The 15,454-nt window shown below is 61.4% G+C and carries 13 protein-coding genes, 4 pseudogenes and 1 riboswitch; of the genes and pseudogenes, 11 read left to right on the top strand and 6 right to left on the bottom strand.

What is annotated here, in order from left to right; all coding sequences use genetic code 11:
- Window positions 1-134: 134 nt before the first annotated feature.
- On the top strand, window positions 135-1,064 hold the full coding sequence (locus ACQB61_RS05030; protein WP_430511738.1) for a DMT family transporter: 930 nt from the start codon (window positions 135-137) through the stop codon (window positions 1,062-1,064).
- Between the two features lie 50 nt (window positions 1,065-1,114).
- Here ACQB61_RS05030 and ACQB61_RS05035 read toward each other — a convergent pair whose 3' ends face one another.
- Entirely contained in the window at window positions 1,115-1,351 is a 237-nt protein-coding gene (locus tag ACQB61_RS05035; RefSeq protein ID WP_019964510.1) for an Lrp/AsnC ligand binding domain-containing protein, read from the bottom strand.
- 124 nt (window positions 1,352-1,475) lie between these two features.
- Window positions 1,476-1,585, top strand: a riboswitch (TPP riboswitch).
- On the opposite strand from ACQB61_RS05035, the gene thiM reads away from it, so the two are divergent.
- The 5 genes and pseudogenes from thiM (at window position 1,574) to ACQB61_RS05060 (ending at window position 6,051) form a co-directional block, all read left to right on the top strand.
- Complete coding sequence (gene thiM / locus ACQB61_RS05040) at window positions 1,574-2,380, top strand: hydroxyethylthiazole kinase (RefSeq protein WP_430511739.1); 807 nt, start codon at window positions 1,574-1,576, stop codon at window positions 2,378-2,380. (Overlaps the previous riboswitch by 12 nt.)
- Before the next feature lie 53 nt (window positions 2,381-2,433).
- Window positions 2,434-3,251: pseudogene (gene thiD / locus ACQB61_RS05045) on the top strand (bifunctional hydroxymethylpyrimidine kinase/phosphomethylpyrimidine kinase).
- Entirely contained in the window at window positions 3,241-3,672 is a 432-nt protein-coding gene (locus tag ACQB61_RS05050) for a hypothetical protein (RefSeq protein WP_430511740.1), read from the top strand. The pseudogene thiD and the gene ACQB61_RS05050 overlap by 11 nt, the downstream one beginning before the upstream one ends.
- A pseudogene (locus tag ACQB61_RS05055) lies at window positions 3,572-4,347 on the top strand (TRAP transporter substrate-binding protein). Before ACQB61_RS05050 ends, ACQB61_RS05055 begins: the two are co-directional and overlap by 101 nt.
- Window positions 4,348-4,806: 459 nt before the next feature.
- Window positions 4,807-6,051, top strand: a complete 1,245-nt coding sequence (locus tag ACQB61_RS05060; protein ID WP_430511741.1) for an OmpP1/FadL family transporter — start codon at window positions 4,807-4,809, stop codon at window positions 6,049-6,051.
- A 224-nt stretch (window positions 6,052-6,275) separates the two neighbouring features.
- Here the strand turns inward: ACQB61_RS05060 and ACQB61_RS05065 are convergent, their stop codons facing one another.
- On the bottom strand, window positions 6,276-6,482 hold the full coding sequence (locus ACQB61_RS05065) for a hypothetical protein (protein ID WP_430514447.1): 207 nt from the start codon (window positions 6,480-6,482) through the stop codon (window positions 6,276-6,278).
- Here ACQB61_RS05065 and ACQB61_RS05070 point away from each other — a divergent pair.
- The 3 genes and pseudogenes from ACQB61_RS05070 (at window position 6,390) to ACQB61_RS05080 (ending at window position 9,202) form a co-directional block, all read left to right on the top strand.
- A pseudogene (locus tag ACQB61_RS05070) lies at window positions 6,390-7,093 on the top strand (UDP-2,3-diacylglucosamine diphosphatase). The gene ACQB61_RS05065 and the pseudogene ACQB61_RS05070 sit on opposite strands and share 93 nt — an antisense overlap.
- Window positions 7,090-8,130: a glycosyltransferase family 4 protein gene (locus ACQB61_RS05075; protein ID WP_430511742.1), complete on the top strand. Its 1,041-nt coding sequence runs from the start codon at window positions 7,090-7,092 to the stop codon at window positions 8,128-8,130. The pseudogene ACQB61_RS05070 and the gene ACQB61_RS05075 overlap by 4 nt, the downstream one beginning before the upstream one ends.
- A 95-nt stretch (window positions 8,131-8,225) precedes the next feature.
- Window positions 8,226-9,202: pseudogene (locus ACQB61_RS05080) on the top strand (threonine ammonia-lyase).
- A 70-nt stretch (window positions 9,203-9,272) separates the two neighbouring features.
- On the opposite strand, the gene ACQB61_RS05085 reads toward ACQB61_RS05080, so the two are convergent.
- Entirely contained in the window at window positions 9,273-10,664 is a 1,392-nt protein-coding gene (locus ACQB61_RS05085) for an NAD-dependent succinate-semialdehyde dehydrogenase (RefSeq protein WP_430511743.1), read from the bottom strand.
- Between the two features lie 313 nt (window positions 10,665-10,977).
- Window positions 10,978-12,093 (bottom strand): protein phosphatase CheZ, encoded by a 1,116-nt coding sequence (locus ACQB61_RS05090; protein WP_430511744.1) that lies wholly within the window; start codon window positions 12,091-12,093, stop codon window positions 10,978-10,980.
- Window positions 12,094-12,214: 121 nt separating this feature from the next.
- Here ACQB61_RS05090 and ACQB61_RS05095 point away from each other — a divergent pair, with 121 nt between their 5' ends.
- Together ACQB61_RS05095 and ACQB61_RS05100 are read left to right on the top strand one after the other, a co-directional pair.
- Window positions 12,215-13,180: an MFS transporter gene (locus ACQB61_RS05095; RefSeq protein WP_430511745.1), complete on the top strand. Its 966-nt coding sequence runs from the start codon at window positions 12,215-12,217 to the stop codon at window positions 13,178-13,180.
- Window positions 13,171-13,401 (top strand): hypothetical protein, encoded by a 231-nt coding sequence (locus ACQB61_RS05100; protein ID WP_430511746.1) that lies wholly within the window; start codon window positions 13,171-13,173, stop codon window positions 13,399-13,401. The genes ACQB61_RS05095 and ACQB61_RS05100 overlap by 10 nt, the downstream gene beginning before the upstream one ends.
- A gap of 22 nt (window positions 13,402-13,423) precedes the next feature.
- Here ACQB61_RS05100 and dgcA read toward each other — a convergent pair whose 3' ends face one another.
- Both dgcA and dgcN read right to left on the bottom strand, forming a co-directional pair.
- Entirely contained in the window at window positions 13,424-14,413 is a 990-nt protein-coding gene (dgcA, locus tag ACQB61_RS05105; RefSeq protein ID WP_430511747.1) for an N-acetyl-D-Glu racemase DgcA, read from the bottom strand.
- 3 nt (window positions 14,414-14,416) lie between these two features.
- Window positions 14,417-15,430 carry an N-acetyltransferase DgcN gene (gene dgcN, locus ACQB61_RS05110; protein ID WP_430511748.1) on the bottom strand — a complete coding sequence of 338 codons (1,014 nt, stop codon included), beginning with the start codon at window positions 15,428-15,430 and terminating at the stop codon, window positions 14,417-14,419.
- Window positions 15,431-15,454 lie beyond the last annotated feature (24 nt).

Genomic DNA, 15,454 nt, shown 5'->3' on the forward strand with positions numbered 1-15,454 from the left:
GACCTTTGGACGATCACATGGCCATGAGGGAGTCGAACGCCCCTGACGAGGATGAGGCGGAGACGCATGTATTGGCTTCCGGGAAGGGGGCATCAGTCCCGCCGCAAGCCGTAGTTCTCACGTCGCAGAAGCCCGTGTTGGGCATCGCTCTGAAGCTGTGCTCCACATTCACTTTCGCCTGCATGGCCGTCGCCCTGAAGATCACCACAGAGAGCGTGCCAATTGGCGAGATCGTCTTCGCCCGCAATTTCTTTGGCATGTTCCCGGTGCTGCTGCTGGTGGCATTGCGTGGCGAGCTGACGAGTTCCTTGCACACTCGCCAGCCTCTGGGGCATGTGGGCCGTGCCATGGCTGGCATCGCGGCCATGCTGTTTGCCTTTACCTCGCTGAAGTATCTGCCGATCGCAGACTCGACTGCCATCGGCTTTGCCGCACCGCTGTTTACGGTGGTTCTCGCCTTTTTCTTCCTTGGAGAGACGGTGCGGATCTACCGGTGGACTGCCGTCATCATCGGGTTTTGCGGTATCGTCGTCATCCTGTCACCGCATATGAGCGGGACGGAGATGAGCGGGGATGCCTGGTTTGGGGCAGCTGCGGCCGCTGCGGGCGCTTTCTGTACTGCCATGGCAATGATCTTCGTGCGCAAGCTCTGCGAGACAGAGCGGACCAGTACCATCGTCATCTGGTTCTCCGGCTGTGCCTCGCTGATTTCGCTGGCAACCATTCCGTTCGGCTGGATCTTCCCCGACTATGCCTGGGTCATTCCGGATGCGAAAACGGCAGGGCTGCTTGTCTTCGTCGGTCTTGCAGGCGGCGTTGGCCAGATCGTCATGACCGAGAGCTACCGTTATGCGGATGCCTCGACCATTGCGCCCTTCGACTATGCCAACCTGCTGTGGGCGGTTCTGCTCAGCTGGGCGATCTTTGGTGATATTCCTGTCTGGCAGGTTGTCGCAGGCGCACTGATCGTGGTGGCGGCGGGCCTCTTCGTCATCTACCGCGAGCGGGCGCTGGGCAAGGATGATACCCGGGCGCGCAAGGCCTCCTCGCCGCTGCGGCCCTGACCCTCAGCCTGCGCCCCGCTGATAAGCCCGGGCGCAGGCTGCGTAGTGTCTCAGAATGCCTTGAAGGTGATGATGGTGCGGGTGTCGCGGATGCCTTCCAGGCAGTGCAGCTTCTCATTGACGAAGTGGCCGATGTCCTCGCCATCTTCGATATAGACCTTCACCAGCAGGTCATAGTCGCCGCTCGTGGAGTAGATTTCCGAAGCGATCTCGGCATCGGCAATGGCATTGGCGACCTTGTAGGTCTCGCCGAGGTGGCATTTGATCATGATGAAGAAGGGCTTCATGGCGTGCTCCTGAGGGCTGTCCTGTGACAGGACATGGCCGATCCGCCGCCGCCAGTCAATCGCCGCGCTGTCTTGCTGGCAGCAGAGCAAGCTTGCCAAGCCGGAAAGGGCTTGGTAGCTGTTTGCCGTCTCATGGGGGTGCCCGCCGGATGCGCCGGGCTGAGAGGCGATGGTGCCAACTCCTTGAACCTGATCCGGCTTGTACCGGCGGAGGGATTTGGGATGATGAGCGGTCAAATGGCACGCGGCGCAGCGGATGCTGCTGTCAGTTCTCACATCACGGCAGATGAGCTGGCTTTGCGCACAGCGGAAGTTCTGGACAAGATCCGCAAATCCGCCCCTCGTGTGCATTGCCTCACCAATGCCGTGGCGCAGGCCTTTACCGCCAACGTGCTGCTGGCACTGGGCGCAATTCCGTCCATGACGATTTCACCGGAAGAAGTGCCCTTCTTCACGGCTTCTGCGCAGGCGCTGCTGGTCAACCTCGGAACGCTGGACGAAGCGCGCAAGGAAGCAGCAAACCGCGCCATCAGCATTGCCGCAGGCGAAGGCAAGCCCTGGGTGCTGGATCCGGTCTTTGCCGACCGTTCGCCGCCACGTCTGACGGAAGCGCGCCGCCTGCTGGCGCTTCGGCCCACGCTACTGAAGATCAATGCCGGGGAGCTCGCAGCTCTTGGCGGCGGGGCGTCCGTTCTGGAACTTTCCCGCCAGCTGGGGCTTCCCGTTGCAATGACCGGTGCCGTGGATGACATCAGCAATGGCACGCAGAGCCTGCACCTTGCCAATGGCCATCCGCTGATGGGCAAGGTGACGGCGACCGGATGTGCTGCCGGGGCGGTGGCGGCTGCGGCGCTTGCCGTGGAGCCGGACCCTTTGGTGTCTGCGGCTGCCGCGCTGTCCATCATGGCGATTGCCGGAGAGATCGCTGCTGTTGCTGCCGCCGGGCCGGGCAGTTTCGTGCCCGCATTCCTTGACGCCCTTTACGGGCTTGATGCGCCGCAGATTGGCGCGCACCTGCGGCTCGCCTGAGCTGCCTTCCGGCCCGGCCAAACCGGCTTGGCGGACCAATTTCAGGAGGAACCATGACTGCCATTGCCCTGACCATCGCAGGCTCGGATTCCGGCGGCGGAGCCGGCATCCAGGCCGATCTGAAGACCTTCTCGGCACTGGGCGTCTATGGCGCCAGTGTGCTGAGCGCACTGACGGCGCAGAACACCCTTGGCGTCACTGCCATTCACGACATTCCTCCCGCTTTTGTGCGTGCGCAGATGGATGCGGTGCTGTCCGATCTCAAGGTCAATGCCATCAAGATCGGCATGCTGTCGCGTCCCGACGTGATCCGTACCGTTGCGGAAGGACTGGATGCGCATGAAGTGTCCAATGTGGTGCTCGATCCGGTGATGGTCGCTGCCTCCGGCGACCCGCTTCTTGTGCCGGAAGCGGTGTCTGTGCTGATTGCGGAGTTGCTGCCGCGTGCAAGGCTGATCACGCCGAACCTGCCGGAAGCTGCCCGCATGCTGAATACGGAAATCGCACAGGGTCGTGAGGCCATGCGCATACAGGCACAGGCGCTGCTCGATCTGGGTGCCAACGCGGTGCTGCTGAAAGGCGGCCACGGGGAGGGGCCGGAGAGCGAGGATCTGCTGCTGTCCCGCGATGGGCGTGAGCAATGGTTCACCGCGCCCCGCCATGCCACCCGCAACAGTCACGGCACGGGGTGCACACTGTCGTCCGCCATTGGAGCTGGCCTCGCCAAGGGGCTTCCCTGCCTGACGCTGTTGCCGGGGCAAAGCTTTATGTGACCCATGCCATCCGCGCTGCCGACAGCCTGCATGTTGGAGAGGGGCATGGGCCCGTGCATCATTTCCATGCGCTCTGGGAGACAAGTCATGTCAGCTGAGTTCAAGCCCTCCGCCTCGCGCCGTCAGGCCCTCAAACTGGGGGCCGCGAGCGCGGCATCCTTGCTGGCATCACCCGCGATTGCCAACACTGGCGATGCCGTTATCGAGTGGAAAATGGTGACTTCCTGGCAGAAGAACCTGCCGGGGCCGGGCACGACTGCGCAGACAATCTGTGACCGGATTGAGAAAATGTCGGGCGGGCGCATGCGCGTGCGGCTCTTTGCGGCCGGCGAACTGGTGCCGCCGCTTGGCGTGTTCGATGCCGTCTCGGCCGGTACGGCGCAGGTGGCTCACACGGCGTCCTTTTTGGCAGGGCAAGATGCCTGCCGCCGTCTGGTTCACGGCCATTCCTTTTGGTCTTCTGCCGCTGGAACACATCACCTGGATCGAGCAGGGCGGCGGGCAGGCGCTGTGGGATGAGCTTTACGCCCCGTTCGGCATCAAGCCGGTGATGGCAGGCAACACCGGCGTGCAGATGGGCGGCTGGTTCCGCAAGGAAATCAACACGCTCGATGATCTGGCAGGTCTGAAGATCCGCATGCCGGGGCTTGGCGGGGAAGTCATGCGCCGTCTGGGCGCAACGCCGGTGGCACTGCCGCCGGGGAAATTTTCCCGGCGCTGCAATCCGGCCTCATCGACGCAACCGAGTTTCTGGGGCCGTGGAGTGATCAGGCCATGGGCTTCCAGAAAGTTGCCAAGTTCTATTATGCCCCCGGCTTCCACGAGCCGAACGGCACTGGCGAAGCCCTGTTCAACAGGACTGCGCTGGAAGGGCTGCCGGAAGACCTCAGAACCATCGTTCTGGAGGCCTGCAAGGCCGAGAATGGCCGGTCGCTGGCCGAAAGCGAGTGGATGAATGCGGGCAGCCTCGAGAGCCTGCAGAAGGACGATGGGGTGCTGCTGCGCTTCTATCCCGAAGACGTGCTGGAGGCGCTGCGCCGCGAAACAGAGGTGGTGTTGGGGGAACTTGCTGCCAAGGATGATCTTAGCGGCCGCATCCATGCGAGCTATAACAAGGCTCTGGCGCGGCTTTCACCCTGGAGCCGTGTTTCCGTGCAGCGCTTTCTAGCGGCCCGCGACGCTGACAAGGCCTGAGGAGGCCGCCGGCCAGCCACTGCCCAGGCAGCTTGCATGCGATTAAGTGCTTTGCCTGTGACGCAGAATCTCTGCTGGCCTCTTCCTGCCTTGAGGACACCGCAGCAAGGCCGGAAATGTGGAAACTGCCCGGTTGAATTGTTGTTATATTGCAACACGGTGTTGGAAAAAGAAACGGCGTGAAATCATGATGCCTTTGCCTAAAAATTATGCAGATTGAGTGTTTGCGGGATCCGAAGCGCATAATCCTGCTGAATTGACTTGTTTCCATGATTCTTGAGGGAGCTTCCCTAGGGGAATGCAGGTCCGCATTTGGGCTTGGTGCGGTGCAGCATGCCCGCAAGGCAATTAGCCATGCTCTCTTTTACAATTGATCTGCCTTCGAATTTGTCTGACCGTGGTGCTTGAGGAACAAAGCTTGGCAGGGCTTTGGGAAATGCTTGGGAGGGTTTGAGCAACATGATTCGTATCAGCAAGACGCTGGCTCTGTGCACCACCGCCATCGGGATGATTTCTGTTGCTGGTCAGGCTTATGCGGGCGGCTTTGCGCTGCGTGAGCAGAGCGCCTATTATCAGGGTATGTCTTTCGCCGGTAACGCGACGACTGGCCCGTCCATTTCGTCGATGTTCTGGAACCCGGCAGCCATCACAGGTGCAGGCAAGGGCCTCACCAGCGAGTCCCATCATGCTTTGATCGCGCCGAAGGCCGAGATCAATCTGGACTCCTCGACGACCCTGCGTGCCTACGGGAACGGCGGTGACATCGCATCTGACGCGTGGATCGGCTCCAGCTACACCGCCTACAATGTGAATGATCAGGTGTATTTCGGCCTTGCCGTGAATGCGCCGTTCGGTCTGTCCACGAAGCCTGATGGTGGCGTGCCTTGGGCTGGCCAGGTTTACAATGCCGGTTCCAAGGTGTTCTCGATCAACGCCACTCCGATGGTTGGCTACAAGATCAACGACCAGCTCGCTTTCGGCGCCGGTGTACAGGTGCAGTATTTCAGCGTGCGCCTTCGCAGCGCGCTGGACGCCTCCAGATCACCCCGCGTCGCCACTCTTGAAGGCGACAATATCGGTGTGGGTGTCACGGCTGGTGTGATCTACAAGCCGATGGCCGGAACCGAACTGGGCCTTGGCTACCGCTCTGGTGTTGCACACCGGCTGGATGGAACGCTGACAGCTGGTGCTGTTCTGCCGATCTACGCCTCTCTCGTCACGCCGGATACTGTTACCCTCTCCGCCAAGCAGCGCGTGACGGATGCGTTCCGCGTACTCGGTACGGTCGAGTGGACCAACTGGAGCCGTCTGAAGGAGCCGAAGGCAACCCTGCAGCCGAATGGGGCTTTGGTTCAGACGCTGCACTTCAACTACAACGACGGCTGGTACGCGGCTCTCGGCGCCGAGTATGACATCAACGAGAGCCTGACCGTCCGCGCCGGTGCGGCCTACGAATGGTCGCCGATCGACGACAAGATCCGTTCTGCCCGTCTGCCGGACAACGATCGCATCTGGCTGAGCGCTGGCGCGAGCTACAAGGTTCTGGACAATCTGGCCTTCGACCTCGGCTACACTCACATCATTGGCCGCGACACCAAGCTTGCGATTGTTCCGGGCCATCAGGACTATGCCGGTCTTGTCCTGTCCGGTAATGTTGATGCCTCGGTCAACATCGTGAGTGCAGCGATGCGCTACCGGTTCTGATCGATCAAGGAACTGTGAGACTTGCGGCCGGTGCCTCGTTGGGTGCCGGCCGTTTTCGTTTCTGACACAAACGGCTGTCCGGCCTGTTCACCAAACTGTCGTATTTAGGCGTAAGCGCCTCATGTGACACAAGAAAAATGGCCGTAAATCAGGCGTTTTTATTACTGGAAACTTTGCTGTCATAATCCTGATACCTGAATCGCGTCTAACGGGTGCAAAGGAAATCAGGAGCGCCAGACATGACAGCTCTGCAGGAAGGCAAGCATTACCGGGCCTTGTTCATTTCGGATGTTCATCTTGGCACGCGCGGTTGTCAGGCAGATCTTCTGCTCGACTTCCTGAAGTACAATGACGCCGAGACGGTCTACCTTGTCGGCGATATTGTCGATGGCTGGCGTCTGAAGCGCAGCTGGTACTGGCCGCAGGCACATAATGACGTGATCCAGAAGATCCTGCGCAAGGCCCGCAAGGGGCGCGCATCTTCTACATCCCCGGCAACCATGACGAATTCCTGCGTGACTTCCTGGGGACACATTTCGGCGGTGTGGAAGTGGCGGATAGTGTTGTCCATACGGCAGCAGACGGGCGCGAGTATCTGGTCATCCACGGCGACCAGTTCGATGTGGTCATCCGCCATGCCAAGTGGCTCGCCTTCTTCGGCGACAAGGCCTATGTCACGGCGCTGGCGCTCAACACCGGCTTCAACCTCATGCGCCGCCGCCTGGGGCTGACGTATTGGTCGCTTTCTGCCTGGGCCAAGTTGAAGGTCAAAAACGCCGTCAACTTCATTGGCCGCTTTGAGGATGCCCTGTCCGATGAGGCCCGCCGCAAGGGCGTTCACGGGGTCATCTGCGGCCACATCCACCATGCCGCCAGCCATGATATCGACGGCATCCACTACATCAACACCGGTGACTGGGTCGAAAGCTGCACGGCGGTTGCCGAGCATCACGACGGAACGTTCGAGGTTATCAGATGGGTGCAGCGTCCGGCCGAACTGCAGGCGGAACAGGGGATTGGGGAGCGCTCCGTCGCGGCATGACCTCCATTCTCATCGTCACAGACGCCTGGCATCCGCAGATCAACGGTGTGGTGCGCTCGCTGGAGCTGACCGCAAACCAGCTGGTGCGCATGGGCTTGAGAGTTGAGTTTCTGACGCCCCAGCTCTTCCGTACCCTGCCATGCCCGACCTATCCGGAGATCCGTCTGTCCCTGACAACGCGGACGCGTGTGGCGGCGATCATGGACCGGTTTGACTGTGACCATCTGCACATCGCCACTGAGGGCCCGCTGGGGCTGATGGCCCGCTCCGTTGCGCTGAAGCAGGGCAAGGTCTTCACGACGAGCTATCACACCCGCTTTCCGGAGTATCTGGCCGCACGCCTGCCGGTGCCGGTGTCTGTCACCTATAGATGGTTGCGGCGCTTCCACAATGCGGGGCAGGGCTGCATGGTGGCTACCGGCAGTCTGGAGAAGGATCTGGCCGGGCGTGGCTTCACGCACCTGATGCGCTGGTCGCGTGGCGTGGATGCCGAGCTCTTCCGCCCCTATGAGGGGTCTGTCCTGCCGCCGGATCTCCCGCGCCCCATTTTCATGAACGTTGGCCGGGTGGCGGTGGAGAAGAACATCGAAGCTTTTCTGGAGCTGGACCTGCCCGGCAGCAAGGTCGTCGTCGGCGGTGGACCGCAGCTGGAGACCATGCGTAAGGCATACCCTGATGTACTTTTCACGGGGCCGAAGACGGGCGAGGATCTGGCCCGAACCTATGCTTCTGCGGACGTGTTCGTGTTTCCCTCGCTGACCGATACATTCGGCAACGTGCTGCTGGAGGCGCTGGCCTGCGGGGTTCCTGTGGCCGCCTATCCGGTGATGGGGCCGCTCGACGTGATTGGCGATAGCGGGGCAGGGGTGCTGGATGAGGATCTGAGAGCTGCGGCGCTGGCCGCACTTGACATTCCCCGCAGCTATTGCCGCCAGATGGCGCTCGGCTTCAGCTGGGAGGCCAGCTCCCGCCAGTTCCTGGACAATGCCATCGCCGCCTATGGGCTTCCCGGAGAGCCGCAGCCGCAGGCCGCCTGATCTGGTGCCTGAATTGCCACGGTGACAAGCCTTTCGTTGCCGGGCACGCAAGGCGTTGGTAGGTCTTCGGAAAGCCAATATTCCGGAGACTGGCCATGAATGGCACCCTCTCGCTTGATGATGTGAAAGCCGCAGCCGCACGGCTGCAAGGGCACGCTTTTGAAACTCCGCTTCTCTCCTTCAAGGTGCTGGATGATGCAGCTGGCCGCAAGGTTTGGCTGAAGCCGGAAAACCTCCAGCGTACGGGTTCCTTCAAGTTCCGCGGTGCCTTCAACCGCCTGTCGCAGATCCCGGAAGGCGAGCGGACGGCAGGCGTTGTGGCTTGCTCTTCAGGCAATCACGCGCAAGGCGTAGCGGAGGCTGCGCGCATTCTCGGCATGCCTGCCGTCATCGTCATGCCGGAGGATGCGCCTGCCATCAAGCTGAAGCGCACGGCGGAGATGGGCGCTCGGGTCGTGACCTACAAGCGGGGTATTGAGGACCGGATCGCCATTGCCAAAGCGATCTGCGAGGAGAACGGCGCCACCTTCGTGCATCCCTACGATGACCGGGGGTCATTGCAGGGCAGGGGACAATTGGCCTTGAGATCGTCCGCCAATCCGCAGCCCTCGGCCTCGATATCGAGGCGGTCGCAGCCTGCACCGGCGGCGGCGGGCTGACGAGTGGCGTGGCGCTGGGGCTGGAAGAAGGGCTGCCGGATGCTGTGGTCTGCACCTGCGAACCGGCAGGCTTTGACGACTATGCCCGTTCGCTCGCCAGCGGCCGGCGAGAGGTGAATGCAAGCGGTTCCGGCTCGGTCTGTGATGCCATTCTCACCGAAAGCCCCGGCGAGCTCTCCTTCGAGGTGCTGACCCGCCGCAAGGCACGTGGCCTTGTGGTAAGTGATGACGAGGCACTGGCCGCTGTTGCCTTTGCCTTCCGCGAACTGAAGCTGGTGGTGGAGCCGGGCGGTGCGGTGGCGCTTGCCTCGGTGCTCTTCCGCAAGGTGCCAGCCGGAAACGGCCCTGTGGTGGCGATCCTCTCCGGCGGCAACATTGATCCGGAAACGCTCGCGAGGGCGCTAGCGGTCTGAACTCAGGGTCTGCCTGATGAAAAGAAGAGCCCCGGCAGCCGCATCTGCCGGAGCTCTTTGCTTCGGTGCCTCAGAAGCGGGCGTCGATGTCCACGACGCCGATCAGCTTGTGGTTCACGAACTCCTTGAGTCCGAGGCCGAGAAGCTCGCGGCCATAGCCGGAGCGGCCGATGCCGCCGAAGGGCAGGTCTGCCTCCACCTTGGTCGGATGGTTGATGTAGACCATGCCAGTGGCAATCTGCCGGGCCACCTCCACGCCATGGGCGGTATCGCGGGTGAAGACCGAGCCGCCGAGACCGAAGGGCGAGTCGTTGGCAATGCGGATGGCATCAGCCTCGTCTCTTGCGCGGAAGATCATGGACACGGGGCCAAAGAACTCCCAATAGCGTGCCGGGTTGTCTTCGCTGAGGTCCGTCAGGATTACCGGCTGCACGAAGGCGCCCTGATTGGGAACCGGCTGGCCGACCTCTTCTGCCTTGGCACCGTGTGCGATGGCCTCCTTGACCTTCTCCTTGATTTCGTCTGCGGCGCCTTGCGAGGACAAGGGGGCAAGCGTCGTCTGCGCGTCGAACGGATCACCCGCCTTCAGAGCGGCAACGCCTTCGCGGTAGCGGGACAGAAATTCGTCGTAGATCTCGTCCACGACGATCATGCGTTTGGATGACACGCAGACCTGACCGCCGTTCCAGTGGCGGCCAAAGACGGCCCAGCGGACGGTCTTTTCAAGGTCAGCATCGGCCAGCACGACGAAGGCATCCGCGCCGCCCAGCTCCATGGTGGACTTCTTCAGCGCCTTGCCTGCCTGTGCGGCGACAACCGCGCCGGCCCCTTCCGAGCCTGTCAGCGCGACGCCATGGACGCGCGGGTCGTTGATGATCATCTCGACCTGCGAGCGGGTGGCATAGAGGTTGGTGAAGGCCCCGTCCGGAAGGCCTGCTTCACGCATCAGGCGTTCAAAGGCAGCTGCGCTTTGGGGCACGTTGGACGCATGTTTCAGCAGGATGGTGTTTCCGGCAGACAGCTGCGGCGCGATGATGCGGGCAATCTGGTAATAGGGGAAGTTCCAGGGCTCGATTGCCAGCAGCACGCCAAGGGGCTCGCAGACGAGCATCGCCTCGCCCTCTGCCGGATCGGCGACCTCCAGCTTTTCGGGCTGCAGCAGGCGTTCGGCATTCTGCACGTAATATTCGAAGATCTTCGCCGAAAGCTCCACCTCTGCCTTGGCCTCGGCAAAGAGCTTACCCATTTCAAGCGTCAGCAGCCGGGCATAGTCGTCAACGCTGGCGCGCAGAAGGTCGGCTGCTTTTTGAAGGATCTTGCCACGCTCGGTGAAGGAGAGCACGCGCCAGCCAAGAAAGGCCTCATGCGCCTTGCTGATGGCAGCCGACACCTCTGCATCCGTTGCCTCGGGAAATGTCTGCAACACTTCGCCCGTGTAAGGATTTTGCGTTTTGTAGGCCATGCTGTTTCTCCATGAAGAAAATATGGTCGCGAGTTGCTGAGGCGCACTTATCGTCTGGAGGCAGCTTTCGGGTTCTGATGTTCTTTTCTGGTTTTGTGAACGCTATTTCATAAATCCTGCTTGCTTCCTATTTGGCAGGAACATGCCGCATTTTTCTGCCTGAATGTTGCGCTTGAGAAAAGCTAAGGGAATACAGGCGTAGCGGGCCTTGATACGGATCAATTAAGCATTTGTGCGGAGGGGCTGAAAACGAAAGAGCCCCCGGCTGTTGGCCGGGGGCTCGCGTGGCAGATCATGATGGCGTGAGCAGCGGTTAGCTGAACAGGGCCTGACGCTCGCTTTCGGTCAGCATCGCCAGCGGATCTTCATCTTCGGAGAACTCCTCGGCGGCTTCCCACTCGGCGTCTGCCTGAGTTTCTTCTGCCGGAGCTTCATCGCCTCCACCCATGTCGAACAGCTTGGCGATATCGTCCTCGCCCATCTCCTGTTCCGGATCATCAAAGCCCGCTTCTCCGGCAAACGTCTCATCCGTCTGCTCGAAAATGGCATCGATGGTGGCTGCGTCCAGCTGATCAATGTCCTGCTCTTCACTGGCCTTGACCGGTGCAGGGGCAGCTGCCTTGGCAGGAGCCGCAGCGGGCTTTGCTGCGGGCTGCGGCGCCGGAGCAGTTGCTTCGCCGCCAAACTCAACGCTGAAGAAGCTACTGTTCTGGGCCGCGTCGGCATTGCCCATCATGTCATCAACGAACGACTGGCTGACGCCCTTGCCGGCAAGCTGGGGGCCATTGAGGAGATGTGCATCCGGACGGGTGTCGACCGGGCCGGCGGTATCCTCGGCTTCCACATCTTCGATACCCCAGATGCCAATCATCAGGTTGATGCGGCTTTCGAGGTAGCGCAGAACATGCACGACCTTCTGGGTACGCTGGCCGGTGAGATCCTGGAAGGAGCAGGCCATGAAGATTTCGGTGGCCTTGGCGTCGATATCGTCGCAGACCGCTTCGTCGGCGCCGTTCTCGCGCAGGGTCCAGGCATATTCCTGGATTTTTTCTGCAGCGTTCAGGATGTCCTGCGTTGCGCCTTCCGTCTGCGTGATGATCGCATCCAGCTCGTGCGAGGCATCCGTGAAACGGTTGCTTTCCTCGTCTTCCTTCTTGATGTTGGAAATCTCGCGCTTGGTGCGCTCGATCGCCTCATGCATATCGGCAATGTCGAGACGGATGCGGTTGAGATCGGGAACGCTGCGTTCCCGGCGCATCATCTTCTCAAGCCGGGCAATGGCATCAAGAATGGAGTTTGTTTCGGAGCTGCGGTGGCGGCGCAGATATTCGGACAGAAAGCGGCGGCCGCGATCCGATTCCGAAAGGGTCTGCTCCAGTGTGTGATACTCGTGCTCCGGTATCAGGACTGGCGGTTCGGTTTCTGCCATCGTATCGTCTCGGCGTCCTATTCGCTGCAGAGGACATTCGATTCGAATGTTCCTCCAACTCATGCGGTATAGTAGGCCCAAGAAGTTAACATCCCTTTAGGCCGTCAAGGTTCGATCCTCCATGAAGATGTTCCAAGTTGGGCTCGCCCCTCGGGTGAGTGCTCTCTATGGTGTCAATTTTGTCGGTACGGGATTATTTCTCCCGTTTTTCCCGATCATTCTTGCCAACAGATCGTACTCGGTTACAGAAGTCTCGTTTGCTCTCGCAATTGGCACCTATGCAAAGATAGTAGCTTCTCCATTTCTGACGGGGTTCTCTGACAAGACTGGTCTCCGTCGTCTTTCAATCTGCTTTTACTCCTTGATGGGCATGGCTTTTCTTGCGCTATTTGCCTTTACGTCAAGTTATGTTCTGGCGGTCGCCGCCGTAATGGGGCTGATGGTCTGCTGGGCACCGATTGTGCCGCTGGCTGATGGCTATGCGCTGGATGTCGTGCGCCAGACAGGCGCCGCCTATGGGCGCATGCGCCTTTGGGGCTCTGCTGCTTTTGTGGCAGGCACTGTCCTTGCCGGATGGCTGATGACGCCGCATACGGAGATGCCCTATCTGGCCGGCATCCTCGGGTCGATGGTTGCGACTGTGCTGGTGGCGGGGACACTGCCCCCCATGCGCAATCCCGAGAGGGAAGCCATGGAGGCTTCTGCTGCTTTCCAGGTGCCTGACAAGAAACCTGCCGTCTTCCGTGAACACTGGTTTCTGGCATTGGTCACGCTCATTGGCCTCTCCCAGGCGGCGCATTCGGCGTATTATGCGTTTTCAACGATTTACTGGACGAAAGCAGGCGTTCCCGAACACTGGATGGGGCCCCTCTGGTCCGTCGGCGTGACGGCAGAGATCCTGCTCTTCCTGTTTGCGGCAAGGCTTCCGGCCTGGCTGACGCCGATGCGTCTGATCATCATCGGAACGGCCGGTTCGGTGCTTCGCTGGGCGCTTTTCACCCATGTCCAGGACCCGGTCTTCATTGTGCCGATGCAGACCCTGCACGCGCTTTCCTTTGGTGCCGTGCATCTGGGGGCGTGGCCTTGATTGCGCAGGCTGTGCCGATGCGCTGGTCGGCGACAGGGCAGAGCCTGATGGCGACGTCCACCGGCTTTCTGACGGCAACGGCCACGTGGTTCAGCGGGCCGCTCTATGCGGCAAAGCCCGCCTACGCCTTTTATGCCATGTCAGCGATGGCCGCTCTGGCCTTCGTGTGTCTTCTGCTGCTTGCCCGCCATCCCGGTTTCAAGGCCGGGACGGCAGGCTGAACATGTCTGGTGCCCGGCAGGGTCAGCCCCAGAGACTGGACTGCGGCGGATAGACGAGGCTGCCCTCATAGGTCAGTCCGCCCTCCCGGTCTGCGGTGAGCAGAAGGGGACCGTCAAGGTCAACATAATCAGCTGTCTGTGCCACGATAAGCGCCGGAGCCATGGCAAGAGACGTGCCCAGCATGCAACCGGTCATGATCCTGTAGCCAAGGGCTCTCGCATCGGCTGCCAGTGCCAGTGCCTCGGTTAGGCCACCCGCCTTGTCCAGCTTGATGTTCACGGCGTCATAGAGCTGGCGCAGGCCTGCCAGTTCATGCCGCGTATGCAGGCTTTCATCTGCACAGACCGTGATTGGCCGCTCTGCCGTGGCAAGCAGCCCGTCATTGCCGGCTGGCAGGGGCTGTTCGATCAGTTCGACCCCTGCGGCCACACAAGCCGCCATGTTGACGGCAAAGCAGCTTTCGTCCCAGGCCTCGTTCGCATCCACGATCAGCCGTGCGTCCGGCGCAGCGGCCCGGACGGCGGCGATACGCGCATCATCCCCCGGTCCGGCCAGCTTCACCTTCAGCAGTGGGCGGGACGCTGCCTTTGCGGCCGCCGCTCCCATGCTGTCCGCCGTTCCGACGCTCAGCGTATAGGCGGTAACGAGCGGTTTCATGCCAGCAAGGCCTGCGAGAGCGGCAGCGCTGGTTCCGGCTGCCTTGGCCTCCAGGTCCCACAGGGCGCAGTCGAGTGCATTACGCGCTGCGCCTGCCTCCATCTGCTCCTGCAGTAGCTTGCGGCTGATGTCCTGACCGAAGCGTGCAGCCGACTCCTCGATCTGTTGCATCACGCTGGCGATACTTTCGCCGTAACGGGCGTAGGGCACGCATTCACCGCGGCCCGTGACACCATCACGGGCAACGCTGACGGTGACCACATCTGCATGTGTCCGGCTGCCCCGCGAGATCGCGAAGCCGCCTTCGATGGCAAAGCGCTCATGCGCTGCCGTAATGGACAGGGGCGACGCCATGGCTCAGGCCGCGCCGTAGATTTCAACCACCTTGTCCACCACCTTGGCCATGCCATAGCGCACGGGGTCGGTTGCGGGCAGGCCGTACTTGGCGGAAAGCTCGGCCAGATAGGCTTGAGCTTCTGCATCACCAAGGGCAGCCGTATTCACCGCAATGCCGATGCAGCGGATGTCCGGATTGGTCAGCTTGCCGCATTGGATCGTCAGGTCGATGACGTCCTGAATGGAGGGCAGGGGCGTCTGTACGCCGCGCATGGTGCGGCGGGTCGGCTCATGGCAGACGATGAAGGCGTCGGGCTGGGCGCCGTGCAGCAGGCCGAGCGTTACGCCCGAGAAGGACGGATGGAACAGGGAGCCCTGGCCCTCGATCACATCCCAGTGGCTTTCGTCCGCAGCCGGGGAAATCCACTCGACGGCGCCGGAGATGAAGTCGGCCACCACGGCATCGATTGCGACGCCGCGCCCGGAAATGAACACGCCTGTCTGGCCGGTTGCGCGGAAGTCGCAGTCATAGCCACGGGCGCGCATCTCCCGCTCCATGGCGAGTGCGGTGTACTTCTTGCCGACCGAGCAATCGGTGCCGACGGTGAGAATGCGCTTGCCAGTGCGCTTGCTGCCCTTGCCGGTGGCGAAGGCCATGTCGGAATGGCGCACGTCGAACAGCTGGCGGCCATTGCGCTCTGCGGCTTCCTTGATGGCCGGGATGGAGCCGAGGCGCACGTGCAGCCCGCTGGCCACATCCATGCCTGCGTCTAGCGCCTCTACAATGGACGCAACCCAGTGATCCGGCAGGCGTCCGCCTGCATTCACGGCGCCGACGATCATGGTCTTTGCGCCAGCCTTTGCTGCTGCGGGAATCGTCATGTCGGTCAGCCCGGCATCTGCCTGACAGCCCGGCAGCCGATTCTGGCCAATGCACCATTCGCGGCGCCAGTCGACCACGCCAAGCGCAGTCTTGGCCGCCAGAGCGTCCGGAACGTCGCCCAGGAACATCAGATAGGGGTTTGCAATATCCATTGTGTGATCCGCCTCTTCTGGTTG

Source organism: Pannonibacter phragmitetus (genome assembly GCF_050510895.1).
Classification (GTDB): Bacteria; Pseudomonadota; Alphaproteobacteria; order Rhizobiales; family Stappiaceae; genus Pannonibacter; species Pannonibacter phragmitetus_B.